The sequence below is a fragment of the Microbispora bryophytorum genome (assembly GCF_006874465.1).
Taxonomy (GTDB): Bacteria; Actinomycetota; Actinomycetes; order Streptosporangiales; family Streptosporangiaceae; genus Microbispora; species Microbispora bryophytorum.
The window spans coordinates 622,480-645,858 of sequence record NZ_VIRL01000001.1; the positions used below are offsets into that span (position 1 = coordinate 622,480).

Here is a 23,379-nt window from a genome sequence, read left to right on the forward strand (position 1 = left end):
TCAGCGGTGGCGGCGCAGGCCCTTGCCGCCGTGGCGGTGCTTCTTCGCCCCTCCCTGGGCGGTGCGGTGCTGCCGCGCGGCCCGGTCGTGGGACTTGTGCGCGCGGGGGGTGTGGGCACGCGGGGTGTGGGCACGAGGCTTCCCCGCCACCTGGAACTTCTGGAAACCGAAGTCGGGCAACGTGATCGGCTTGGATGGGTCGTCGGGGATCGGGACGATGAACACGTCTTTCCGCACGCCGTCCTTGCCCTTCGTGTGATAGACGGCCTGCTTCGGCTCACCGGCCTGCCCGATGAGAGGAGCGGGGCCGGCGGCGACGGGCATGGCCACGGGCGCGTATCCCGGGCCATTGCCGGGACCGTTGCCAGGGCCGTCGCCGGGGGCGTTGTCAGGGCCGGAAGGGCCGTAGTAGGGGTCGTAGACCGCCGTGTCGAGCGGCGCCGCGATCGTCGTCGCGCCGCCCGTGGACGCGCCCGCGGACGGCGTGGGGTCCGCGGACGCGACCGGTCCGGCGATCAGGGTCGCGGCGAGGGCGGCGGCGGCCGAGCAGATGATCATGAGTCTCCCCCGAGGTCACGGATCGTGCATCGTATGAGGAAGACGGTAGGCAGCAGGCTTCCGCCGATCGCACGCCCCGCGCTCAGTGTCGGGTCAAAGCTCGGAATCTCTTGGCAGCGGGCCCCCGGTGATCGGCCCCGGTGATCGGCCCCGGTGGTCAGCCCCAGTGATCAGCCCCAGTGGTCGACTCAGGGGAGCGGGCTCAGGTGGACGACCTTGGTGTGGGTCATCTCGTCGAGCAGCTCGGGGCCGTACCCAAAACCGTGCCCGCTGGCGCGGAGCGGCTGGGCCGCGCCGCCGGGCGCTCCGCCGAAGACTGCGTTGATCTTCACTGTGCCCACCAGCAGCTCGCGCCAGGCCCGCTGGGCGTTGGCCATCGACGGGGTGAGGACGGTGGCCGCCAGGCCGTATCGCGACTCGCGGGCCAGCTCCAGCGCCTCGTCGAACGACTCGACCACCCGCACCGCCGCCACAGGACCGAACGTCTCCTCGCGCATGACGTCCATGTTCTCGGTGCAGTCGGCCAGGACGGTCGGCGGGTAGAACGCCCCCGGCCCCTCGGGCACGTATCCGCCGGTCAGCAGCCGCGCCCCCGCCTCGATCGCGCCGCGTACGTGCCGGTCCACGACGTCGCGCTGGGCCCGGTCGACGAGCGGCCCGAGTGCCGTCTCCTCGTCCCTGCCGGGCCCCACGCGCAGCTCCTCGGCCCGCTGCACGAGCGCGGCGAGGAACTCCTCGGCGACGTCGCGGTGGACGTAGATCCGCTCGGCGGAGGTGCAGATCTGCCCGGCGTTGGCGAAGCAGCCGGTCGCCGCCTGCCCCGCGGCCCACTTCACGTCCACACCCGTGTCCACGATCAGCGGGTCCTTGCCGCCGTTCTCCAACAGGGTCGCGGCGCCGGTGCGCGCGGCCACGGCGGCGATGGCCCGGCCCGCGGCGGTCGAGCCGACGTGCGCGACGAGATCCACGCCCGGGTGCGCGGCCAGTGCCTCGCCCGCGTGCCGGTCGCCCGGCACCATGGTCAGCACCCCCGGCGGCAGCTCCGCCGCCATCAGCTCGGCGAGCAGCGCCCCGGTGTGCGGCGTGCGTTCCGACGGCTTGTGCACGACCGTGTTGCCGGTCACCACGGCCGCGCCGAGGAGCCCGCAGGCGATGGCCACCGGGTCGTTCCACGGCGTGATCACCGCGACCACGCCGCGCGGCTCGTGAACCATCAGGTCGGTGGCGTCCCAGCCGCCCTGCAGGCTCCGTCCCCGGTGCAGCGGCCCCAGCTCGGCGTACTGCCGGAGCGTGCCGATCCCCGCCGCCACACCGCCGCGGCTGTCGCCGATCGGCTTGCCCATCTCCCCGGTCACCAGCTCGGCCAGCTCGTCCGCGCGGGCCTCGATCCGCTCGGCCATCCGGTGCAGGCACGCGGCCCGCTCGGCGGGAGCCGTACGGGCCCAGCCGGGCTGGGCGCGGCGGGCCGAGTCGACCGCCCGCTCCACGTCCTCGGCGCACCCGGCGGGGAAGTCGCCCACCGGCTCCCCGGTCGCCGGGTCGGCGACCGTACGGTGCCGCTCGCTCGCGCTCGCCGTCCACGCGCCGTCGGTCAGCACCCAGCGATCCCTGTCCCGCACCCCGATCTCCTCCCGTTGCTCACGCCGCCGTGCTCACGCCGCCGTGCTCACGCCGCCGTGCTCGCTCCACCCGTGCTCGCTACCCCCCGGCACGCACGGTTATCACCCGGCTTCTCCGACTTCTCGGATGCGACGGCCGGGCACACGCGCGACGGGCCGGGCACACGTGCGACGGGCCGGGCGCCGCGGTGCCGCTCAGAGAGCGGTGAAGTCGGCGAAGTCGAAGCCGGGTGACACGACGCAGCTCACCAGCACGCCCTCGGCCCCCGCCGGACGGGCCGCCTGCCAGGTGCCCGCCGGCACCACCGCCTGCGGAACCTGTCCGTTCTCCACGTCCGGCCCCAGGACGACGACGTGCTCACGGCCGGGTCGCTCGCCCGCGCCGCCGAGCACGAGCGTCAGCGGACCGCCCCGGTGCCACAGCCACACCTCGTCGGACCGCACGGCGTGCCAGACCGACTCCTCACCCGGCTCCAGCAGGAAGTAGATGCCCGTCGCGGTCGCCCGCGCGCCGCCGTACCCGGGCGGCTCGACGGAGACCGCCGCGCGCCACGTCTCGCGATACCACCCACCCTCGGGGTGGGGCAGCAGGCCGAGAGCCTCGGCGATCGGAGGACGCGCCTGGATCGCCACGAACGCTCCGGAGACGTCCCGGCGAAGGAAGCGGAGGGGCGCGCCCGGGTCGTCCTCGTCCACCGCCACGACGGGATCCGTGCCAGGGAAGGTCGCGGCGGCGACCCGCAGCGCCTCCTCGTCGTCGCGGGCGGACAGCCCGGGGCCGCCGGGGTAGGCGTCGAGCGTCATCAGCAGCACGCGGCCGATCGTACGGCAGGGCGGCCGGCGGGTCCGCGCCTGGCCGGAAGGGCCGCCGGCGCACGTCGAGGCCGCGCGCCGTGGCGATCACGACGGCCCGGGAGGCCGCGAACGACCCGTCGCCGCCCACAGCGGCGTTACTTGATCGTTACGAAATCGGCCGCACAAAACAGTGGTTTCACACGTTCCAAGTCAGTGCAAATCCCTGTGAAACCCCCAATGAGGAGTAGACCGTGAATACCCTCCGGCGGGCGGCCCACGTCACACTGACCGTTGCCGCCATCGCCGTCGCTACGGCCTGCTCGGCGGGAGGCACAACCGCTCCCGCCGCATCAGTCACTGGTGCGGCCGGTACGTCCACTCAGGCTCCGGCCACTCAGGCCCCGGACGCGAAGGCGGCGGCGGCACTCGCCCCGCGCGCGGCGTCCCAGACGGCACGCAAGGCGGGAAAGCCGAAGCTCGGCATCGCCGACATCACGCCCATGGGCGAGAAGGTCGAGCGGGTCGGCGTCGGCTTCCCGATCATCGTCACCTTCGACCGCGCCGTACGCGACAGGGCGGCCGCGGAAGCGGTGCTGCAGGTCCAGGCCCAAAAGCCCGTCGAGGGCGCATGGCGCTGGGTCTCCGACCGCAAGGTCGTCTACCGCACCAAGACCTACTGGAAGCCGCACCAGAAGGTCCTGTTCACCGCGAGGCTGAGCCTGATTCCCGGCAACGAGGCCGCCAAGGACGTCTCGCGCCGCTTCGCCGTCGGCACCGCCAACATCTCGGTGGTCGACACCAAGAGGCACGTGATGAAGGTGCGCCGCGACGGGAAGCTCGCCAAGACCATCCCCATCAGCGCGGGCCGCGGCGGCCTGCCCCGCAACGGCGTCGACGTCTATCTCACGACCACCGGCGTGCACCTCGCGATGGGCAAGAAGCGGGTCGAGACGATGACCTCGTCCTGGCTCGGCGTCACCGACCCCAAGGACCCGCTCTACTACAAGCTGGAGATCCCCTGGGCGGTCCGGATCTCCGACAGCGGCGAGTACGTCCACCAGAGCGCGGGCGACTACCAGTTCCTCGGCAAGTCGAACCAGAGCCACGGCTGCGTGCGCGCCACCCCCGCGGGGGCCAAGTGGTTCTACGGCATCAGCCAGCGCGGTGACGTCATCCAGGTCACCGGCACCAAGCGCAAGCTCGACTGGCGCAACGGCTGGAGCTACTGGCAGCTGAACTGGACCCAGTGGAAGCGCGGCAGCGCGCTGCCCGCCGGCGCGGCGGCGGCCTCGGCCTCGGCTGCGGCCTCACCCTCGGCCTCCCCGTCCGCGGGCCAGGCCGGTCTGCAGGGGTAGGCCTTCCACTCCACACGGCGCTCCCGTTCCCGGCCCACACGGCGCTTTCGCCCCGGTCCACACGGCGCTCCCGTTCCCGGTCCGCACGGCGCTCTCGCCCCGGTCCACTTCCACACGGCGCTCTCGTCCCCCGTCCACACGGCCGGGGAGCGGGAGCGCCACCTGCTTTCCGGCGCCGTTCTTGACGGCCGGGAGATCGAGCGTCAGGTCGTGAGGTTTCTCCAGGACTCCACGGTCGCTGCCGCGATGCTCCCTACGCGTCGGCCGTACGCCGGATATCCGTCGCAAACGAGGCTGCCGTCCCTGAACGGCAACCCGCAGAAGCCGTCGCGGAAGGGCCCGGGGGATCCGCCCTGCAGAAGTGGCGCGTACTCCGCGAGCGGGGCCATGTCGTAGCCCGGCCGTGCCCCGCGCCTGTTCCGCCCCACCTGATGCGCCGCCACGTGGAGCAGGGCGTCGAGGCCCTTGTCCAGGTAGAGCTGCAGCATGCGGAACTGACCGTCGAGGTGCCTGTCGTGGGCCCGGGCGGGGTGCTGCAGGAGATAGGCGCAGACCACGACCGTGTGCCACCTGTACATCTCAGGGTCGGCCTGCTCTTCGGCCAGGATCGCGTGGTAGTAGTCCACGCACTCGCCCAGCGGGCCGGCGGCCGCGCCGCACTCACACCGACCCGCATCGGAGCTGTCCGTCATGGCCCGCACCATAGGCAGCCGGCGACAGCCGTGTCGACGGCATTTCCTCCCGGCCCCGCCGACGGCCCCAACTCCACGATCTCGCGTACGAGAGCACTGCTCTTGACATGCCCCTCCCGAAGGGAGAGCATTGCTCTCGTCGTTGAGCACTAGTCTCCCGGAGTTGTCCATGTCGCTGCTCTACTCAGGTCCGTCTCTAGCCGTCCTGCACGACGAGTACGCGGCACGGGGACGCGTCGACCCCGACGCCCAGCTGACCTCCTCGTCCCGGCTGGTCGTGGACGCGCCCGTGGACCGGGTCTGGACTGTCATGGGCGACCTGCGGGCCTGGCCGTCATGGGCCTCCGGCATCCGGATCCTCGAACTCGGCGACGTACGCCCCGGCGCGCCCTTCCGGTGGCGCCTGAACGGCGTGCCCCTGCGGTCGCGGTTCGCGGTGGTCGACCCCCAGCGGGAACTCACCTGGACGGGCACCTTCCTCGGCTGCTATCGGGCGGTGGACCGGCACGTCCTGGAACCGCTGGAGGGCGGACGCACGAGGATCACCGTGGAAGAGTCGCTCGCCGGTCCGCTGCTGCCGCTCTTCTACCGGGAGTCCATGCTCCGGGCCAACCACGAGCGGTGGCTCTCGGATCTCGCCCGCGCGACCGCCTGAGCGGCCCCGGCCCGCGGAGCCGGAGGAGCAAGCCGGGCCCTGCCGCGGAGTAGAGGTGACGACCCACAGAAGGGACGCCTCGCGAGTGCCCGCTCGCCCGGGAGCTCCGGCGGTTGCCCGCCCACCGCCTCGGCCTTCGACCCAGCCTTCGACCCAGCCTTCGACCTAGCCTTCGACGCGGCCTTCGACGCGCTCTTCCGACATGGCCCCGCGCCCGGCTGATGGCCGCACTGCCGCCTCCCCGGCACCGCTTCACCTGGGCCGCGTGGCACGGCACGGATCAGGCAGACGAACGAGCATCACGCGCTCGACCCGCAGCGGGAGATGGACAACAAGCCACAAGAAGCAGATATACCGATAAAGCCGAAATTCGGTTTTATTGGAGGATTCCGCATGCCTGGAGGGCCTGTGGAAAAAGTCGACGGGCGACGCCGGGCGATGCTTTGATGAGCAGTAGCGAAACAAACGCCGGTCAAAGGGCAAAGACATGCTTAAGATGCTTCTCCAGCAAATGGCGACACTGCTCGACACCGACAACGACCTGCACATGGGCGACGACGCGCACGCTCTTGATCAGGATGACGATGCGGACGAGACGGAGGATCTGGACGACGACTTCTGACGCTTCCCCTGAAATCCCCCCACAATCGAGAAAGCCCCCAAATGACGTTCACGCTTCATGACGTACGCTCTCGGACATATAAGGCGCGCGACGCCTGGTGGACCGTTTTCCTGGTGGATCCCCTGGCGGGCCGGCTGGTGGTGACGACCGCCAACCGCACGTCCATCACCCCGAACCAGATCACCTGGGGCGCCTTCGTGCTCGGCCTGGGCTCGGCCTGGTGCTTCCTCCAGGCCGAGTGGTCGTGGCTGGTCGCCGGGGCCGCCATCTACCACGTGAGCTTCGTCCTCGACTGCATGGACGGGAAGATCGCCCGGCTCAAGGGAACGGGGACGATCCTCGGCGGCTGGCTCGACTACGTATTCGACCGGATCCGGGTGCTGGCCTGCACCGCCGCGCTCATGTGGGGGCAGTACCGCGCGACCGGGCAGGAGATCTACCTGCTCCTCGGCATCGCCGTGGTGTTCCTCGACATGCTGCGCTACGTCGACGCCCTGCAGATCGCGAAGGTCCGGCGTCAGATGCGCCGCACGCTGCGGAACACCTACGAACAGTCGGTGTCCGGCGGTGCGGCCGCGCTGCCGGCGTCCCTGCTGTGCGAGGACCTCGACGCCGACCCCGACGAGATCAGGGTCCGCCTGACGCAGACCGTGGACCTGCAGCAGGAGTTCCGCAGCCGCTTCTCCTGGTACCCCGGTATGCGCGAGTGGCTGCGCGAGCACCGGATCCGCACCCACCTGGTCAGCGGCATCGAGTTCCAGATGGCGGTGTTCATCGTCGGCCCGCTGCTCGGCGCGGTCGTCCCGGTCACGATCGGCGCGGCCGCCCTGCTGCTCCTCTTCGAGGCCCTCATCATGTACAAGCTTCTGCTGTCGTCGCGAGATCTGAACCGCGCGCTGGCCGCGATCCGCTCGCCCGCCGAAGCGTCCTCCTCCCGGACGGCCGCCGGTTGAGCGTCCGCACCACTGCTCACACGGATAGAGGTGCCGCCGCGAGGGGTAGCGGTGGGGCATGACCGAACGTGAGGAGCCCGCCGCCCTGCCCGATCCCGACCACCGCCGCCCCGAGGGGCTGGACGACGTCACGGTCGACGCGCTGGGCAGGCTCAGCAAGGCGCTGGAGACGATTCACCGGGTCAGGGGCCATCTGTACTCCTTCCACCAGCTCACCGGCACGGCGGACTTCGAGCTGGACAGCGCCGTACGGCTGCTGCGGCAGGCCGGGCACGACAAGTGGGCCGACCGGATCGAACGCGAGCTGATCGGCCGCAACGTCATCCAGGGCCGCTGGACCTTCCAGATCGTGGAGGAGTACGACGACGGCTACTACGCGGCCTTCCAGGAGCTGGAACGCCAGGCCCGCACCGAACTGGCCGGAGGACGCCGTCACCTCTACGAGGCCGAGCTGAAGCAGCAGCGGCGCACGCCCGGGCAGCCCGGCCACGAGACCACCCCGTGAACCCCGGATGCCCGTCCGCCAGTCCACCGGTCCACCGGTCCACGAACGTTCAGCGGAGGGGGCGGAGCGGAAGGGATGGAGGGCGACCTGCTGCGGGCGCCTTGACCCCTGCCCCTGCCCCTGCCCCCTGCCCCCTGCCGCCCACGCCGGAAGTTATCCTCACAAGAGGATTGCGAGGTGAGGCCGTGACCGAACGCAAGCCCCTCGGCGTGAGTTTCGAGTCGTGGATAGACCGGCAGATTCGCGAGGCCACGGAGCGTGGCGAGTTCGACGACCTGCCGGGCGCCGGCAAGCCCATCCCCGGCCAGGGCAAGCCGTACGACGAGATGTGGTGGATCAAGCAGAAGATGCGCGCGGAGAACCTGTCGTTCCCGCTGCCGGGGACGCTGGCGCTGCGCAAGGAGGCCGAGGAGGCGCGGGCGGAGGCGCTGGGCGCGCGCACCGAGGCCGAGGCACGCAGGATCGTCGAGGAGATGAACGACAAGATCCGCGACAGTTACCGCACACCCTTGTCCGGTCCGCCCGTCGTGCAGCCGCTCATCGACGTTGACGAGATCGCCGCACAGTGGCGGGCCCTTCACCCGGCCGCCGGCAAGAAGCCCGCCCCTCCGAAAGACCCGAAAAGCCCGAAAGACCTCGAAGACCCGGAACAGCCGAAGCGGCCGAAGCGCTCCTTCCTCCGCTGGTTCGGGCGCCGCTGACCCGCCGGCTCCGCTGACCCGCCGGAGCCGGGCGACCTGACGAAAGTCAGGTGAGGGCCTTCCGATCGCCCGCTGTGCCGCCCCTCCCGCCGCTCCTACCGTTCGTGACCTGCGAACGGAAAGAGCTCGGAGGGAAACACGGTGCGCATGCGCAGGATCGCAGCGACCGCCGGCCTGGCCGGTGTGCTGCTGCTCACGACGGGAACGACGGCGGTGGCCGCCACGACGCGAGCGGCGCCCCCGGACGGACGGCCCGGCCTGACCGCGGAGTCCGTCGACCGCTACGTACGCGACTACATCCGGCGCACGGACCTGCCCGGTGCCGTCGTGACGGTCGTCAAGGACGACCGGGTCGTGTACGCCGCCGGGCACGGTCACACGGCCGACGGCGAGGCGATCACCGCGGACACGCCCATGCCGCTCGCCTCGCTGTCGAAGTCGTTCACGGCCGTGGCGGTGCTGCGCCTCGCCGACGAGGGCAGGATCGACCTCGACGCGCCGGTCCGGCGTTACCTGCCCGAGTTCACCATGGCCGACGCCCGAGCCGAGAAGATCACCGTACGGCAGCTTCTCCAGCAGACCTCGGGCATGAGCGACCGGACCTTCCCCGAGCTGACGCTCCCCGCGCCGGACAATCTCAAGAGCGCCGTCGCGATGCTCAGGACCGCACCGCTCGCCGCCGCGCCCGGCACCAGGATGATCTATCACAACCCCAACTACGCGGTCGCGGCGCGGCTGGCCGAGGTGGTGTCGGGGACGCCGTTCGCCGACTTCATGGCCGCCACGGTGTTCACGCCGCTCGGCATGACGTCCACCCGGACCGTGGACACCACGGAGGAACTGCGCGGCGCGGGCGCCGGATACATCCGCGCGTACGGCAAGGTGATCGAGCGCGCGCACCCGAAGTGGTTCGTCAACGGCTCCTACGGCGTCGTCAGCACGGCCGGCGACCTGGCCAAATGGCTGATCACGCAGAACGGCCACGGCGACGTCCTCCCCCGAGACCTCGTCAAAGCCACCCAGACCCCATCCGGCGTGGACGGCAGCACGTACGGCATGGGGTGGTCGGCCGGGCGGACGGCCGGAGGGGCGCCGATGCTGCGGCACACCGGCTGGCTGCTCACGCACAACTCCGCGCAGACCCTCCTGCCCGGGAGCGGGTGGGGCATCGCGGTCGTCACCAACACCGGGATGATCTCCGGCGACGACGCCCTGATCATCAGTGACGGCCTGGTGGACATGATCGAGGGACGGCCCGACGCGGGCGCCGCGCCCTTCACCATGAAGACGGACCCTTGGCTGGGTGGCCTGTCGCTGCTCAACCTGGCCCTCGGCCTGACCGGGGTCCTACGCTCCCGCCGCTGGGCGGCCCGCCGCGCAGAGCGACGCGCCTGGCGGATGATCGCGCGGCTGGTGCCGTACGCGCTGCCGGTCGCGTTCTACCTGGGGCTGGCGGAGCTGGCCGGGCTGCTGCTGAACCGGGTGGGCACGCTGGACCAGCTCACCTACGTCTGGCTCGCGCTGTACGTCTGGGCCGCCACCGGCGCGCTGGCCGCCGTCGCCGTCGTGGCCGCCCGCCTCGTCCACGCCGTACGCCTGCGGCGACGGGCCGTTGGTAACGTCCACGCATGCGCGAGCGAAGCGGGCGAATCAGCAGTCAATGCGCGATAAGCCGGATCTCGGGGGAAACGCGATGATCCGCGTCCTGCTGGCGGATGACGAGGCGCTGATCCGGGCCGGCATCGCGAGCATCCTGGGCACGGCCGGCGACATCGAGGTCGTCGCCGAGGCGGCCGACGGGCGCGAGGCCGTCGACCTCGCCCTGCGGCACCGTCCCGCCATCTGCCTGCTCGACATCCGGATGCCGCGGCTCGACGGGCTCAGGGCCGCCGCCGAGCTGCGCCGGGTCCTCCCCGAGGTCGCCGTCGTGATGCTCACGACGTTCAACGAGGACGACTACGTGACGAGCGCGCTCGGCTCCGGCGCGTCCGGTTTTCTCCTCAAGTCGGGCGATCCACGCGAACTGATCGCGGGGGTCCGCGCCGTCGCCGCGGGTGGCGCCTATCTCTCCCCCGCCGTCACGCGGCGGGTCATCACCCGGCTCCGGGCACGCCCGCTCGGCACGGAGGCCGCCGCCCGCGCCCTCGTGGACCAACTCGGCGACCGCGAACGCGAGGTGCTCGCCCTGGTGGGTGCCGCCATGTCCAACGCCGAGATCGCCCGGCGCCTGCATCTCGTCGAGGGCACGGTCAAGGGGTATGTCAGCCAGATCCTCACCCGTCTCGGCCTCCGCAACCGCGTCCAGGCCGCGATCCTCGCGTACGAGGCGAATCTCGTGGCCGAGGCTCCGCCCGACCGGAGGGCGTGAGATGGTGCGGCCGTCCCGTCTGCTCGACCTCGGGCTGTGGCTGTCAGTGTGCGCGCCGCCCGTCGCCCTGGCCCTCGACGACGGCGACGCCCGGCGGGTGCTTGCGGCGGCCGTGGCCGTGCCGCTGTTCGGGGCCGCCACGGCGATGAGCCGCAGGTGGCCGCTGGCGGCGCTCGCCGTACCGGTGGCGGTCAGCCTGGCCCTGGACGTGCAGATGTTCGGCCCTCTGGCGGAGACGTGGGCCGCGCTGGTGGTCTTCGGTTATCTGGCCGGGCATCGGATGGCGACCGCCCGTCCGGCGCTGTGGTTCTTCGCGGCCGTCGCCCTCGCCGGGCTGCCGCTGTCCGCGCTCGTCCTGCGCGACCTGTGGGGCTGGCCCACGCAGCTCATCACGCTGCTGCTCGCGGTGGTGGTGCCCTGGCTGCTCGGCCGCTGGCGCCGCCAGCACGCCGAACTGGTCCGCACGGGCTGGCTGCTCGCCGACCGCCTGGAGCGCGAGCAGCGGGCCGTCGCCGACCGCGCCCGCCTGCGGGAGAGGGCGCGCATCGCGGGCGACATGCACGACTCGCTCGGCCACGACCTGACGCTCCTCGCGGTGCGCGCCGGCGCCCTGGAGCTCGACCCCGGCCTGGACCCGCGCCAGCAGGCGTCCGTACGCGAGCTGCGTGAGGCCGCCGCGGCCGCGACCGAACGGCTGCGCGAGATCATCGGGGTGCTGCGTGCGGACGACGACGAAAACACCGCCGTGCCGCCGCGTGAGGAGAGCGTCGAAACGCTCGTCGAGCGCGCCCGCGACTCCGGAGTGCCGATCGTCGTCGAGCACCCGGGCGACCACTCAGGCGACCAGCACGGCGACCACCGGGACGACCGGCCGGGCGACCAGCCGGGTGGCCACCGGGGCGACCAGCCGGGCGACCAGCCGGGCGACCATTGGGGCGACATCGACGGGCTGCCCCCGATGACCGCGCTCGCCGTGCGCCGCGTGCTCCAGGAGGCCCTGACGAACGCCGCCAAGCACGCTCCCGGCGCGACCGTACGCGTCCGGCTCGCCTCAAGCGACGGCGTCGTCACCCTCCGCGTTGTCAACGACCCCGCCCCGGAGGCAGCCTCGACGGGCGTGGCCTCGGGCGGTTCCGGGCTCGTCGGGCTGACGGAACGGGTGCGCCTGGCGGGCGGCGTCCTGCGGGCCGGCCCGGCTCCCGGCGGGGGTTTCGAGGTCGTCGCCGAACTGCCCGTCACCGGGCTCCGGGCGGCTCACGAGCAGGTGCGGACAGCGGCCGGCCTCGGCACGTCCGAGACCACGGCGGCCCGGGAGCTGGACCTCGCCCGTCGGCGGGTGCGGCGGCGGCTGGCGGAGGCGGCCGGGATTCCCGCGGCCGTACTGACCGGGATCTTCGCGCTCCTGATCCCGCTGAGCTTCGTCAGCTCGTCGTTCTCCGGCCTCGACCCGGCGACGTACGAGGGGCTGAAGGCCGGCGAACCACGCGACGATGTGCGGTCCCGGCTTCCCGTGTTCACCAGGGACGGCCCGCCGGACGGCACTCCGGATCCGCCTCGGGGCCAGGACTGCGTCTACTACACCATGAAGACCGATTCGGCCCGCGCCTATCGCCTGTGCTTCGCCCGCGACCGGCTCGTCTCGAAGGCCGTCGTGCCCACCCCGTGACGACGCGGGTTTCAACAAGATCCAAGCCGGTTCCAAGAGCGTGCCGCGATCCTCTCGGCATCGGCGGCCTCCCGCTGCCGATCGGCGGCGTTGTGCTGCCGGAGGACAGGAACGCGGCGAACGGCGACGGCCCCGGTTTTGTCGGCGGCGGCTGCCACGATGTCGCGAAACGACCATGGGAGCCCAGGTGCCCGATCCCCTCGCCCCCTTCCGGTGGCTGACGGCCCCGGCGACGGACAACGTGCGCAACCCGCTGGGCGACGTCTTCACCCTGTCGTTCTTCCACGAGGTGGAGCCCGCCGATGTCGCGGCCCGTTTCGAGCCCTCCGGAGCGGCGGTCCGCTCGATGACTCTCGGCGAGTTCGACGACGAGGTCGCGGAGTTCGTCGAGGAGACCGACGGCGGCGACGGCGGTGGATACGTCGGCATCACCCGGATCGGCGAGTGGAGCATGGCGGTCGAACCGTGTGGCTGGCACACCGCGCGGGGCGAGAACCTGGCACGCCTCGCGCAGGGATGCGAGGCGGTGGCCGTTGGACGCCACGACTACGGCGAGCACAGCTTCCTTTACGCCGTGGACGGCGAGATCGTCGTCGCCTTCACGCCGCACGCGCCGGTCACCCGCTGGGGCAGTGACCCGGATCGGCTGAAGGAGCCGATGCGCAGGGTCGGGCTGCCGTCGACCGCCACGACCGGCAAGGCGGCCTGGGACACGCGGTGGGACGACGCGCTCCCCAGGGCGTTCGCCCTCGCCGCCAGGATCACGGGGGTGACCGTCACCCCGGACTCCTTCGACGGGCCGCTGCTGGTCGCCTCCATCACCGGGTGGTCCCAGGACTAGGTCTTGGCGTCTTGGCGTCTTCGCGTTCGCGTCTTCGCGTCTTGGCGTCTTCGCGTCTTGGCGCGGCGATTCCGTCGGGGGGCTCTGCTACACACGTTTCATGACCTCACCCGCCGCCCAGCAGCTCGGCATCGTGCCGTCCGTGTTCGCCGTCCAGCACCTGCCTCAGGCGACATTCCCCGAAGACGACGACTGGATCGCGCTCGTCCGCGCCCCGGAGGGCCTCACGGTGATCCGCGAGACCTGGCCGACGGGCTCGGGCGACCGGTGGATCGGTCTGTACGGCGGGGGCGCGGGACACCAACTGGACGTCCCGGGCATGCTGGCGGCGATCGTGGGCCCCTTGGCCGAGGCGGCGATCCCGGTGTTCGTCGCCTCGACGTTCCACGCCGACCTGGTCCTCGTGCCGGAGCCGAGGATCGAGCAGGCGGTCACCGTCCTGGAGGAGGCGGGACACCGGGTGGACACCCGCCACCTGCGCACGCCCGGCTCGTAGTTCCCGACGGGGTCGGTCCTCCGGGTGTCCCGGACGGCATGCGAACCGGAGCTGTCCCGGCCGGGCCTCAGCCGATCGGGTTCCAGCCGTCGGATCCGGCCAGATACTTCTGCGGGGTGTAGGTGGCCGCCTGCGAGTCGCTCATCTGCGGGCGGTTGGAGTTCACCGTGGCGCCGGCGCCGGTGTTCTTGTACTCGAAGAAGCGGGCGTTCTTCCAGGAGTTGCCGGACATGTCGGTCCAGGGCTGGGAGGTCTTGATGGTCGAGCTGAGTGACGACTCCCGGTAGAGCACCTGGGCGCTCGGGCCCCAGGGCCTCCCCAGCTGGGTGGTGTTTCCGGTCGCGCCGGTGATGCGGGACCGGTAGACGAGGAAGCCGTAGGTCTTGGCGGCGTCGGTCCTGGCGGCCGTGATGGGGGCGCCGCTGCTGCGCTTCTCGTAGATGTCGCAGTCGTTGAGAACCGCGGTGCCGCCGCCGAAGATGAAGTCGACGGTGCCCTCGATGTAGGAGCTCTTGACGTAGGTGCGGGCGGAGTCGTTGATCAAAAAAGTGTCCTGGTCACCGAGCAGGCGGACGTTCGACAGGACCGCCCGGTCGGCGTTGAGGTTCAGCGCGACGGCCTGCTGGTTGACGGTCGTGCCGTCCTCCACGTAGTCGTTGGAGATCGTCAGGTTGGTGAGGGCGGAGTCGTGGCCGCTCACGAACGCGGTGGCGCTGTTGAAGGTGCCGCCGTTCCCCCCGGCGTAGTGGCTGTTGACGATCACGACGTCCCCGGGCGACGAGCCCAGGCCCTGCAGAGTGATGTACGGCTTGTTCGCCGGGATCGTGACGATCTCCCGGTACGTGCCCGGCTTGATCGTGATCACCTTCCGGCTGGAGTTACCCGAGGCCACAGCGTCGATCGCGGCCTGAACGGTCCGGTACGTGCCGGTCCCGTCGGCGGCCACTGTGGGTTTCCCGCTGGTGGGGGAAGGCGACGGCGAAGGTGAGGGAGAGCGCGTGGGCGAAGGCGAAGGCGACGGTGAGGGAGAGCGCGTGGGGGAAGGCGAGGGTGTGGGTGACGGCGTGGGTGACGGGTTGGTGGTGGTGCCGGTGCAGGTGACGCCGTTGAGGGTGAAGGCGGCGGGCTGGGAGTTGGATCCTGACCAGGTGCCGTTGAAGCCGATGGACACCGAGGTGCCGGTGGCGATGGCGGCGTTGTAGTCCACGTTCGTGGCGGTGACGTTCTGTCCGCTTTGGCTGAAGGTGGCCGACCATCCGGTGTCCACCTTCTGGCTGCTGTCGGGGAAGGTGAATCCGAGGGTCCAGCCGTTGATCGCGTTGCCCAGATTCTGGATCGTGACGGCGGCGGTGAAGCCGCCCGGCCAATCGTTGGTGGTGTAGGTCACGGCGCATCCGGTCGCGGCCTGTGCCGTTCCGGCGGTGGCCAGGCCGGTCAGGGCGACGACTCCGGCGAGCGCGCTGATCATCCCGGTGCCCGTTGTGGTTCTGCTTTTCACGCCCGAGCTCCTCGCAGGTCGTGCAGGGCCCCTGACCGAGGACTTGCTCCTGGCCCCACAAGGGTTTCATCCACCTGAACCACGTTCATCCACAGGAACGTCGCGGATCACGCTACGAGCACGCAAATCACCGGTCAACGACACGCCGCAACACCGCTGCGCGTACGACCACTCCCACTTGCACAGGGACCGCGAGACCGACGGACGGGACTCCGGGACCGGCTGAAACGTTCAGGGGGAATCTCGGAAAGTCAGGACGCACCGCGCCGTCCGCCGACAGCTTTCGCCCGCCGGCACCATCCCGGCAGCCCGGGCCACGACAGCCCCGGTCACGGCAGTCCAAATCACGTGGGGCGGGTCACGCGAGGCGGGTCACAGCAGGCCGGATGACGCGGGCCGGATCACGACAGACCGGGTCACGCAGACCGGGTCACGCAGACCGGATGACGCAGACCGGATGACGACAGCCGGGTCACGGCATCAGGGGCAGTTTTCCACGATCTTGTCCACCCGGTTGCGCGGCCCGACCACGCCGACCGCGCAGTACTCGACGTCGTCGGCCGCGGTCTCCTTCATCGTGGCGAGGTAGTCGGCGTAGACCCGCGTCCGCTGGGCCGCGGCGGGCATGTCCGCCACGAAGCACCCGGCGGACGACGCGGCCTTGGCACGGATGACGCGCAGCGTGGCGGCGTCCGCGGCCAGCACCGAGCAGCCCGCCCACGGCAGGCCGGGGTGAGTGCCGCCGTCGGCGTCCACCGCGTCGTCGCCGAGGAGCCCGGTCACCGTCGTCGAGGTCGCCGCGGCCACGCAGACGGCGGCGTTCACAGCACGGCCGGCGGGAAGGTCGCGGTCGACCACTATCACCCACTTCAGACGGGCCGCCCGGGTCGGGAGGGCCGGGTCGATCTCCTCGGGGGCGAACCCGACATCCGAGGTTGGCTGTTCATCGGCCATCATCCTGCCTCCTGTTCATGCGTTCGGACGTATGCCGTAGATGCTAGGCACCCGTACGATTGACCTGCAAGGAATCCGTATTTGTATCGGAATCAGGAGCGTGGAGGCGGGCATGGACGAACTTGATAAGGCGATCCTGGCGGAACTGCAGTCGGATGCACGGAAGACCAACCGTGACGTCGCCGCCTCGGTCGGGGTCTCGCCGACCACGGCACTCGACCGCACGCGGGCGCTCCGTCAGCGCGGCGTCATCCGGGGAGCGATCCTCGACGTCGACCTGGCGGAGATCGGACGCCCGGTCCAGGCCCTCATCGCCATCCGCGTGCGTCCCCCATCACGGCGCAACATCGAGGGCTTCCGCAACTGGGTCAGCGCGCTCCCCGACACCCTGGGCGTCTACGTGACGACCGGCACGGAGGACTTCATCGTGCACGTGGCGGTGCCGGACAACGCCAGCCTGTACGCCTTCGTGATCGACAGGCTCACCGAACGGCCCGAGGTCGCGGACGTCCGCACGTCGATCGTCTACGAGCACATCCACAACACCCGGATCAACCCGGCCTGAAAGGCGGCATGGGGCCTGGCCTTCGGACATCTCGCCCGTCGTCAGGGGACGTACCATGACCGGGTGAACGGCCTGGACCGGCCGCAGGACCATGGTCCGTGAGTCAGGGGGGAGCTGCCCGGATGGGCCTGGACATCGAGAGCCGATCGTCCGACTCGCCCTACATCGAGCGGGTCTGGCGCAGCAGCAGCCATGACGTGGAACAGATGACGGCGGTCGCGACCGCCCACTGGGATCTCGTCTTCTGGACGCATCGCGGCCAGGTCAGCGCCTCTGTCCAGGGACCGGAGACGAGGGCGAGCCAGGCCCCCGTTCCCGAGGACGCCACGTTCTTCGGGATCAGCTTCTCCCTCGGCACCGCGATGCCCCATCTTCCCCTCGGCCGGCTCGTGGACGGGTCCGCGGAGATTCCCGACCCGACGCCCAGGTCTTTCTGGCTGAAGGGTTCCACCTGGCACCTGCCCGACTGGGACAACGCCGAGGCGTTCGTGCGACGGCTGGTGCGTGCGGGTGTCGTGGAGCGCGACCCGCTCGTCGCCGCGGTGCTCAGCGGCGCGCCGCCGGACGTGTCCGAACGCACCGTGCAGCGTCGTTTCCTGGCGGCGACCGGGCTCACCCGCGGCGCGGTCCGGCAGATCGACCGCGCCAGGCGTGCGGCGGTCCTGATCCAGGAGGGCGTGCCGGTCCACGACGTGATCCACCGGCTCGGATACTTCGACCAACCACACCTGGCCCGGTCCTTGAGCCGTTACATCGGGCGCACCGCCACGCAGTTGGGCGATCGGAAGCCGGCGCGGCCGCTGTCACTCCTGTACGCGACCTGACCGCTCCCCCGGCACAGTCAAAAGTGCGTGGTGACGCCGAACGCCGCGCGCAGGCTCGCCATGTCCCGCAGGTCGCGGTCGCGGGGATCGTAGCCCTGGTGGAAGGCGACCTGCTGATCGACGGACAGGCAGCGCACCCGCACGCCCTCGATCGTGCCCGTGACGAAGGCCGCGGCCGGGTAGTGGAACGCCGCGCCGCGGTCGTCCAGGTGCTGCACGGCCGAGCCGTCCCCGGCGATGTGCAGCGGATGGAGATCGAGCTCGTGCCCACGGCCGTCGGTCATGACGAACCTGGCCGGCCGCCCGGGCACCGCGCCGGGCCGCTCGGCGTACCCGGACGACTCCAGCTCGCCGATCACCAGCGGCTCCTGTTCGGCGCGGTGGAGCAGGTCGAGGTCATGATGCTCCCGGGTGACGCGTCCGATCAGAACGTCGATCCCCCAGCCACCGGCGACCCAGACCTCGCATCCGGCTGCCTCCAGCGCGTTCAGCACCCGCAGCATCTCGCCGATCGGCAGCACCGGTCCCGCTCCCCCTCAACTCGATCTTCGGGCCACGCTACCCCCGCGGAACCGGGGACGGCACGGGGACGGGTCAGGGCGTGATGAGCACCTTCAGCGCCTGGCGGGCGGCCATGGCGCGGTAGCCGTCGGGCACCTCCTCCAGGTGCACGGTGTGGTCGAACACGCGGCCCGGCTCGATCGTGCCGTCGAGCACGTCGGGCAGGAGTTCCTCGATGTAGGCGCGGGCCGGTGCGACGCCGCCGGTCAGGGTGATGTTCCTCATGAACTCCCGGGACCCCATCGACACCTTCTCGTACTGCGGGGCGCCGACCCGGCCGACCACACCGCCGTCGCGGACCACCCCGAAGGCGGTGTCCATGGCCTGCTCCAGCCCGACGCACTCCAGCACCGCGTGGGTGCCGTCGCCGCCGGTCAGTTCCCTGACCCTCTCGACGCCCTCCTCACCGCGTTCCGCGACCACATCGGTGGCGCCGAACTCGCGGCCGAGGTCGGTGCGGTCCTTGTGCCGTCCCATCAGGATGATCCGCTCGGCGCCCAGGCGCCGGGCCGACAGCACCGCCGACAGGCCGACCGCGCCGTCGCCGATCACGGTCACCGTCGTACGCGCGTTCACGCCGGCCGTGACCGCGCAGTGGTAGCCGGTCGGGAACACGTCGGACAGGGTGAGCAGCGACGGCAGGAGAGCCGAGTCCTCGCCTACCGGCAACCTCACCAGCGTGCCCTGCGCCTGCGGCACCCGCACGGCCTCGCCCTGGCCGCCGTCGACGCCGTTCCTGGCCCACATCCCGCCGTGCCGGCACGACGTCTGCAGGCCCTCCAGGCAGAAGTCGCAGGTGTTGTCGGACCAGACGAACGGCGCGACCACCACATCGCCCCGTTTCAGCCCGTGCACCTCGGAGCCGGTCTCCTCGACCACGCCGAGGAACTCGTGACCGATGCGGTCGCCGTGCCGCGTGGCGGCCCGCGACCGGTAGGGCCACAGGTCGCTGCCGCAGACACAGGCCCGCAGCACTCGCACCACGGCGTCCGTGGGCTGCTCGATCACCGGGTCGGGCACGTTCTCCACGCGCACGTCGCCGGCGCCGTAAATCAGGGTCGCTCGCATGACAGCCTTCCGTTTCTCCCGTTCGTGTCATCGCTACCCGGGAACGGCCGACATTCGCGGATCCGTGCAGGTCGGGATAGGTCGGGTTCGTGCCAACGGCCGACGATACCGGTCACTACGCTGGGAGCACCGAGCGGCCGCCGTGCCCATGCCGAGAGGACCTTGATGACCGAGCCGTCCCGATCCTGGCCACGCCTGCTCGCCACGCTCCTGCGCGGGCACGATCTCGACGCGGAAGACACCCGATGGGCCATGCGGCAGGTCATGGACGACGCGGCCGACCCCGCCCAGCTCGCCGGGTTCCTGGTCGCCCTGCGGGCCAAGGGTGAGAGCACCGCGGAACTCCGGGGCATGCTCGACGCCCTCATGGAACGGGTCGTGCCCCTGCCCGTCGACGGCGCGGAGGTCGTCGACATCGTCGGCACCGGCGGAGACGGCGCCCACACCGTGAACGTGAGCACCATGGCGGCGATCGTCGTGGCCGCCGCCGGCGCCCCGGTCGTCAAGCACGGCGGCCGCTCGGCGTCCAGCAAGGCCGGTGCCGCCGACGTCCTGGAAGCCCTGGGCCTGCCGCTCGATCTCACGCCTGACGACGTCGCCCGGTGCGTGCGCGACGTCGGCATCGGCTTCACCTTCGCCCCGCGCTTCCACCAGGGGCTGCGTTACGCCGGTCCGGTGCGCAAGGCGCTCGGCGTCCCCACCGCCGTCAACTACCTGGCGCCGCTGACCAACCCCGCCCGTCCCCGTGCCGCCCTCGTCGGCTGCTCCAACCGCGCCCTCGCCCCGGTCCTGGCGAACGTCCTCGCGGAACGGGGCGCGAGCGCCCTGGTCGTGTGCGGGCAGGACGGCCTCGACGAGATCACCACCGCCGCGCCCACGAGCGTCTGGATCACCGAGAGCGGTGGCGTCCGGCAGGAGACGCTGGACGCCGCCGACTTCGGACTGGCCCGCAGCGGGCAGGACGCGCTCCGGGGCGGTGACGCGGCCTACAACGCCTCGGTCGTCCACCGGGTCCTGGCCGGTGAAGCGGGTGCCGCACGTGACGCCGTCCTCGCCAACGCGGCCGGCGCCCTCGCCGCTCACCGCGGATTCGGCGGGAGCCTGCGCGACGCCTTCACGACCTGCCTGGAGGACGCGCGCCGCGCCCTCGACAGCGGTGCCGCCGCCACCATCCTCGAGAGCTGGCTGAAGCTCGCGTCGTCCCTGGCCGGCCGGTAGCGCCGACCGGCCTTCCGCCCGACCGGCCTTCCACCCAGCCGGACCTCTACTCAGACGGTCCGGTCGGCGGGGAGGTGCTCTCCCGGACCGTGAGGGTGGTGGCCAGTTCGACACCCACCTGCGGCATCTCCTCTCCCCGTCCCAGGGCGAGTGCCAGCTCGGTGGCGGCCGCGGCCATCTCGGCGCAGCCGTCCGCCCATCCTCCTTGGTGAGGTCGGTGCGGACGACGAGGCCGGGGTCGGCAGAAAGGCCGGCGGCCTCCAGGGCGGATCGATACCCGTCCAGCCTGGCCCGGCAGCACAGGACCCGGTCCGGACCGGCGATCATCGCAATCCGGCGGTGTCGAAGCTCGATCAGGTGGCGCGTGGCCGACCGGCCACCCGCGCAGTTCGTCGCGCCGACGAAGGGCACGCCGTCCGGCAGCGATCATCAGCAAGTCGCTCACGCTCAACGGCGCCTCGTTCCCGGGCCTGCGGCAGAACGGTGTCAACCTCGCCAACGGCGCTGACTACACCGTCTCCGCCAACACGCTGACCCTCACCGCGGCGGCCCTCACCCGGCTGGCCGGGAACCGGTCCTAAGGCGTGAACGCCACCATCTAGGGCTGCGAGGATGTCCGCCGCGAGGGCATCGGGGTTCACGAGGGGCGAGCCCGTGGGGCCCAGATCAGAGATCATCCCTGCGCGCAGGAGGAATCGGTTCAGGTTGGCGGCGACGGCGTCGAGGCCCGCGTCCTCGGCTCTGGCGAGCGCGTACATGGCCGTCTCCGCCCACATTCGCCGTCCGTCTCCTTGCTTGGGCCGCCGAGCGTAAAAACTGTTCAGCTCCCACACCGCGAGCCAGTGGTTGATGGATCCGGAAGGGTGATCGACCATGAGGTCAGTTTGCGCCGGGTTCGGCGGTCAGGGCGACGTGGAGACGTTCGAGCGTCGATCGCCGTGCTCGGCGGGTCGCCGAGCAGTCCTATGGCGATCGGCGGCAGCGGTCGTTCGCCGAACTGCGAAGGACGCCGGCGTCAGCGGCGCACCCGGGTGGCGATGGTCTGCGCGCACACCAGGGACTCCGTGTGCGTGGTGTCCACCACGAGGTCGTAGACCACGCCCTCGTGAACCACCTCCGCCTGCAACGCGGCCATCCCTCGGACACGGTCGCCCCGGGCGATCTCTCGTCCTGTGGCGACCGCGCTGTCGCACCTCACCCCGACCCAGAGCACCTCCAGCCCGGCAAGGACTTTCTGCCAGCGTTGCTGGGACGCCGCCCCGCCGAGGAACACGTCGTCCACGATGACCCGAGCGCCCGTGCGGGCCATCGCGGCGATGCCCGCCGTCCACGCCGCATCCAGCGTCAGGAATGCCGGCCCGACAAGGACCCGCCCGTCGGGGGCGAACTCGATCCCCGCATCCGACGCCCGCATGGAGGCGGGCATCGCTTCGACCATGGTGTCGACCGATAGGGCAAGCCACGGATCCGGCAGGACCGCCTGCAAGCACCGGGAGATCCCGGATTTGCCCGAACTGGAGCCGCCGTTGAGGACAATCACGTTTGTCGCCACCGCGTCACGCTAGAGGGCGGCCGCGTACGTCTCAAACGATTTTCAGGTGGCCATCCCACCGTCCGCCGATGGTCTCCGGGGCCGTCCGCTGACGGCGCCGGAGGCCGCCGGGCGAGGGGCGAGATGCTCCATAAGCTTGAGTGGTTACCGTGAGCGCTGTTAGCTTCACCCGGTGGACGACATGCGTGCACGGGCGGAGGCGATCGAGCACTTCGCGGCGGCACTGCGAGAACTTCGCAAAACGGTCGGCAACCCACCTTTTCGAGAAATGTCGGGCCGGTCGGGGGCGATCTCACACACGACGTTGCACGAAGCCACCAAAGGCAACCGGCTTCCGAGCTGGGAGACCACCGTCGAGTTCGTCAAGGCGTGCGGCGCGGACCCGGCCGCGTACCGCGAACGCTGGGACAGCGCCAACTTGGCGGTCAGGTCATCGAGCGCCGCAGGTCCTTCGAACCGCGCGGGCGCCTTCGCGGCCCGTCCGCCTGATGGACTCGAAGCCTCCGTCGCGGACGTCGCGGAAGGCCGCACCGTGCACAACGCCACCGTGCACAACGCCAACGTGCACAACGCCACCGTGGACGGCGCCAATATGCACAGCGCCACCGTGCACAGCGCCACCGGGTCGCATGCCTTACGGCCTGCTGGTGAGACCCCGGCATCTCTGCCCACGCCGCCGCCACCGCCCGGCGAGATCGCGGGCGACGTCCGGCCGATCCCCTCTGCGCCAGGGAGTCGCGGGCGATTCCGGCCGGCCCGCCCGGCTGTGGCCGCGCTCGCGGTAGCGGCCGTCGGCGTGGCGGCAGTGGTCCTCGTCGCGGTCGCCGTCAATCGTGGCTCCGGGACCGACGGGCACAGCGCGAACGCGTCCGGGAGCCCGTCGACGACCTCGCTGTCGGCAGCCGACTGCCCGGTGCACCCCACCAACCCTCCGTGGAGCCCGCCTGCGCACGAGGGTGATTCGGCGAAGTTCATCGGAGACATCACGTTGCCCGACTGCACGCGCGTCGGCCCCCGCCAGACCGTGACCAAGGTGTGGCGGCTCAAGAACGCCGGGACCGTGCCGTGGAGGGGATATTCGTTACATCGCCTCGACCTCCCGCAGCAACCCGATCAATGCCAGACCGTCTCCGACGTACCGATCATGGACACGCGGCCCGGAGAGATGGTCGACATCCGCACCGACATCACCACGCCGAAGAAGCCGGGCTTGTGCTACGTGCGGTTCAAGATGATGGAGGGCTCGGGGCAGGTCGCATTCCCCGGGGGCCGGCCACTCAACTTCCAGGTCATCGTCGGCTGACACACCTGTT

Annotated in this window: 26 protein-coding genes and 1 pseudogene; 16 read left to right on the forward strand and 11 right to left on the reverse strand. The window is 71.1% G+C overall.

The annotated features are described in order from the left end of the window. The 3 genes from FLX07_RS02935 to FLX07_RS02945 all read right to left on the reverse strand — a co-directional run bounded on the left by FLX07_RS02935 (nt 1) and on the right by FLX07_RS02945 (nt 2,981). Entirely contained in the window at nt 1-558 is a 558-nt protein-coding gene (locus tag FLX07_RS02935) for a hypothetical protein (protein WP_142567830.1), read from the reverse strand. Between the two features lie 188 nt (nt 559-746). After that, complete coding sequence (locus FLX07_RS02940) at nt 747-2,177, reverse strand: aldehyde dehydrogenase family protein (protein ID WP_229689462.1); 1,431 nt, start codon at nt 2,175-2,177, stop codon at nt 747-749. A gap of 195 nt (nt 2,178-2,372) precedes the next feature. Beyond that, entirely contained in the window at nt 2,373-2,981 is a 609-nt protein-coding gene (locus FLX07_RS02945; RefSeq protein ID WP_167748114.1) for a cupin domain-containing protein, read from the reverse strand. Nucleotides 2,982-3,223: 242 nt separating this feature from the next. On the opposite strand from FLX07_RS02945, the gene FLX07_RS02950 reads away from it, so the two are divergent. Continuing rightward, entirely contained in the window at nt 3,224-4,327 is a 1,104-nt protein-coding gene (locus tag FLX07_RS02950; protein ID WP_142567831.1) for a L,D-transpeptidase, read from the forward strand. A gap of 203 nt (nt 4,328-4,530) precedes the next feature. On the opposite strand, the gene FLX07_RS02955 is transcribed toward FLX07_RS02950, so the two are convergent. After that, nucleotides 4,531-5,019, reverse strand: coding sequence for a DUF5946 family protein (locus tag FLX07_RS02955; RefSeq protein ID WP_142567832.1), 489 nt, complete (start codon nt 5,017-5,019; stop codon nt 4,531-4,533). 169 nt (nt 5,020-5,188) lie between these two features. Between FLX07_RS02955 and FLX07_RS02960 the strand changes: the two genes are divergently transcribed. The 10 genes from FLX07_RS02960 to FLX07_RS03005 all read left to right on the forward strand — a co-directional run bounded on the left by FLX07_RS02960 (nt 5,189) and on the right by FLX07_RS03005 (nt 13,826). Next, a complete protein-coding gene (locus FLX07_RS02960) occupies nt 5,189-5,674 on the forward strand; it encodes an SRPBCC domain-containing protein (protein ID WP_223852899.1) in 486 nt (161 codons plus the stop codon). Nucleotides 5,675-6,161: 487 nt separating this feature from the next. Next, the gene (locus FLX07_RS38240; RefSeq protein ID WP_263407592.1) at nt 6,162-6,296 is read left to right on the forward strand and encodes a hypothetical protein; all 135 of its coding nucleotides are present in this window, start codon (nt 6,162-6,164) and stop codon (nt 6,294-6,296) included. Nucleotides 6,297-6,409: 113 nt separating this feature from the next. After that, nucleotides 6,410-7,249 carry a CDP-alcohol phosphatidyltransferase family protein gene (locus tag FLX07_RS02970; protein WP_229689463.1) on the forward strand — a complete coding sequence of 280 codons (840 nt, stop codon included), beginning with the start codon at nt 6,410-6,412 and terminating at the stop codon, nt 7,247-7,249. A gap of 58 nt (nt 7,250-7,307) precedes the next feature. Continuing rightward, nucleotides 7,308-7,754, forward strand: a complete 447-nt coding sequence (locus FLX07_RS02975; protein WP_142567836.1) for a hypothetical protein — start codon at nt 7,308-7,310, stop codon at nt 7,752-7,754. Nucleotides 7,755-7,939: 185 nt separating this feature from the next. After that, nucleotides 7,940-8,455, forward strand: a complete 516-nt coding sequence (locus FLX07_RS02980) for a DnaJ family domain-containing protein (RefSeq protein WP_142567837.1) — start codon at nt 7,940-7,942, stop codon at nt 8,453-8,455. A 147-nt stretch (nt 8,456-8,602) separates the two neighbouring features. Continuing rightward, the gene (locus FLX07_RS02985; protein ID WP_142567838.1) at nt 8,603-10,126 is read left to right on the forward strand and encodes a serine hydrolase domain-containing protein; all 1,524 of its coding nucleotides are present in this window, start codon (nt 8,603-8,605) and stop codon (nt 10,124-10,126) included. Nucleotides 10,127-10,148: 22 nt separating this feature from the next. Beyond that, the gene (locus FLX07_RS02990; RefSeq protein WP_142568106.1) at nt 10,149-10,823 is read left to right on the forward strand and encodes a response regulator; all 675 of its coding nucleotides are present in this window, start codon (nt 10,149-10,151) and stop codon (nt 10,821-10,823) included. Nucleotide 10,824: 1 nt separating this feature from the next. Continuing rightward, nucleotides 10,825-12,489, forward strand: coding sequence for a sensor histidine kinase (locus FLX07_RS02995; protein WP_142567839.1), 1,665 nt, complete (start codon nt 10,825-10,827; stop codon nt 12,487-12,489). 187 nt (nt 12,490-12,676) lie between these two features. Next, nucleotides 12,677-13,330: a DUF6461 domain-containing protein gene (locus FLX07_RS03000; protein ID WP_142567840.1), complete on the forward strand. Its 654-nt coding sequence runs from the start codon at nt 12,677-12,679 to the stop codon at nt 13,328-13,330. 100 nt (nt 13,331-13,430) lie between these two features. Beyond that, nucleotides 13,431-13,826, forward strand: coding sequence for an ACT domain-containing protein (locus tag FLX07_RS03005; RefSeq protein WP_142567841.1), 396 nt, complete (start codon nt 13,431-13,433; stop codon nt 13,824-13,826). 67 nt (nt 13,827-13,893) lie between these two features. On the opposite strand, the gene FLX07_RS38245 is transcribed toward FLX07_RS03005, so the two are convergent. Then, on the reverse strand, nt 13,894-15,324 hold the full coding sequence (locus FLX07_RS38245) for a pectinesterase family protein (protein ID WP_208762042.1): 1,431 nt from the start codon (nt 15,322-15,324) through the stop codon (nt 13,894-13,896). 480 nt (nt 15,325-15,804) lie between these two features. Continuing rightward, entirely contained in the window at nt 15,805-16,281 is a 477-nt protein-coding gene (locus tag FLX07_RS03015; protein WP_223852902.1) for a DUF2000 domain-containing protein, read from the reverse strand. Between the two features lie 109 nt (nt 16,282-16,390). Here FLX07_RS03015 and FLX07_RS03020 point away from each other — a divergent pair, with 109 nt between their 5' ends. Together FLX07_RS03020 and FLX07_RS03025 are read left to right on the forward strand one after the other, a co-directional pair. Then, entirely contained in the window at nt 16,391-16,843 is a 453-nt protein-coding gene (locus tag FLX07_RS03020) for an Lrp/AsnC family transcriptional regulator (protein WP_142567842.1), read from the forward strand. A gap of 122 nt (nt 16,844-16,965) precedes the next feature. Next, on the forward strand, nt 16,966-17,667 hold the full coding sequence (locus FLX07_RS03025; protein ID WP_142567843.1) for a helix-turn-helix domain-containing protein: 702 nt from the start codon (nt 16,966-16,968) through the stop codon (nt 17,665-17,667). A 17-nt stretch (nt 17,668-17,684) separates the two neighbouring features. Here FLX07_RS03025 and FLX07_RS03030 read toward each other — a convergent pair whose 3' ends face one another. Both FLX07_RS03030 and FLX07_RS03035 read right to left on the reverse strand, forming a co-directional pair. Further along, entirely contained in the window at nt 17,685-18,188 is a 504-nt protein-coding gene (locus tag FLX07_RS03030; RefSeq protein ID WP_142567844.1) for a nucleotidyltransferase domain-containing protein, read from the reverse strand. Between the two features lie 73 nt (nt 18,189-18,261). Continuing rightward, entirely contained in the window at nt 18,262-19,296 is a 1,035-nt protein-coding gene (locus FLX07_RS03035) for a zinc-binding dehydrogenase (RefSeq protein ID WP_142567845.1), read from the reverse strand. A gap of 165 nt (nt 19,297-19,461) precedes the next feature. On the opposite strand from FLX07_RS03035, the gene trpD reads away from it, so the two are divergent. Beyond that, nucleotides 19,462-20,514: an anthranilate phosphoribosyltransferase gene (gene trpD / locus FLX07_RS03040; RefSeq protein ID WP_142567846.1), complete on the forward strand. Its 1,053-nt coding sequence runs from the start codon at nt 19,462-19,464 to the stop codon at nt 20,512-20,514. Nucleotides 20,515-20,560: 46 nt separating this feature from the next. Here the strand turns inward: trpD and FLX07_RS38250 are convergent, their stop codons facing one another. Both FLX07_RS38250 and FLX07_RS37445 read right to left on the reverse strand, forming a co-directional pair. Beyond that, the gene (locus FLX07_RS38250; protein WP_263407593.1) at nt 20,561-20,692 is read right to left on the reverse strand and encodes a hypothetical protein; all 132 of its coding nucleotides are present in this window, start codon (nt 20,690-20,692) and stop codon (nt 20,561-20,563) included. A gap of 17 nt (nt 20,693-20,709) precedes the next feature. Next, a pseudogene (locus FLX07_RS37445) lies at nt 20,710-20,925 on the reverse strand (LacI family transcriptional regulator); the annotation flags it as partial. 17 nt (nt 20,926-20,942) lie between these two features. Between FLX07_RS37445 and FLX07_RS38790 the strand changes: the two are divergent. Continuing rightward, entirely contained in the window at nt 20,943-21,095 is a 153-nt protein-coding gene (locus FLX07_RS38790; protein ID WP_373292444.1) for a X2-like carbohydrate binding domain-containing protein, read from the forward strand. 434 nt (nt 21,096-21,529) lie between these two features. On the opposite strand, the gene cpt is transcribed toward FLX07_RS38790, so the two are convergent. Then, entirely contained in the window at nt 21,530-22,066 is a 537-nt protein-coding gene (gene cpt / locus FLX07_RS03050; protein ID WP_142567847.1) for a chloramphenicol phosphotransferase CPT, read from the reverse strand. A 181-nt stretch (nt 22,067-22,247) separates the two neighbouring features. On the opposite strand from cpt, the gene FLX07_RS03055 reads away from it, so the two are divergent. Further along, entirely contained in the window at nt 22,248-23,369 is a 1,122-nt protein-coding gene (locus FLX07_RS03055; RefSeq protein WP_223853028.1) for an NBR1-Ig-like domain-containing protein, read from the forward strand. Nucleotides 23,370-23,379: the final 10 nt, after the last annotated feature.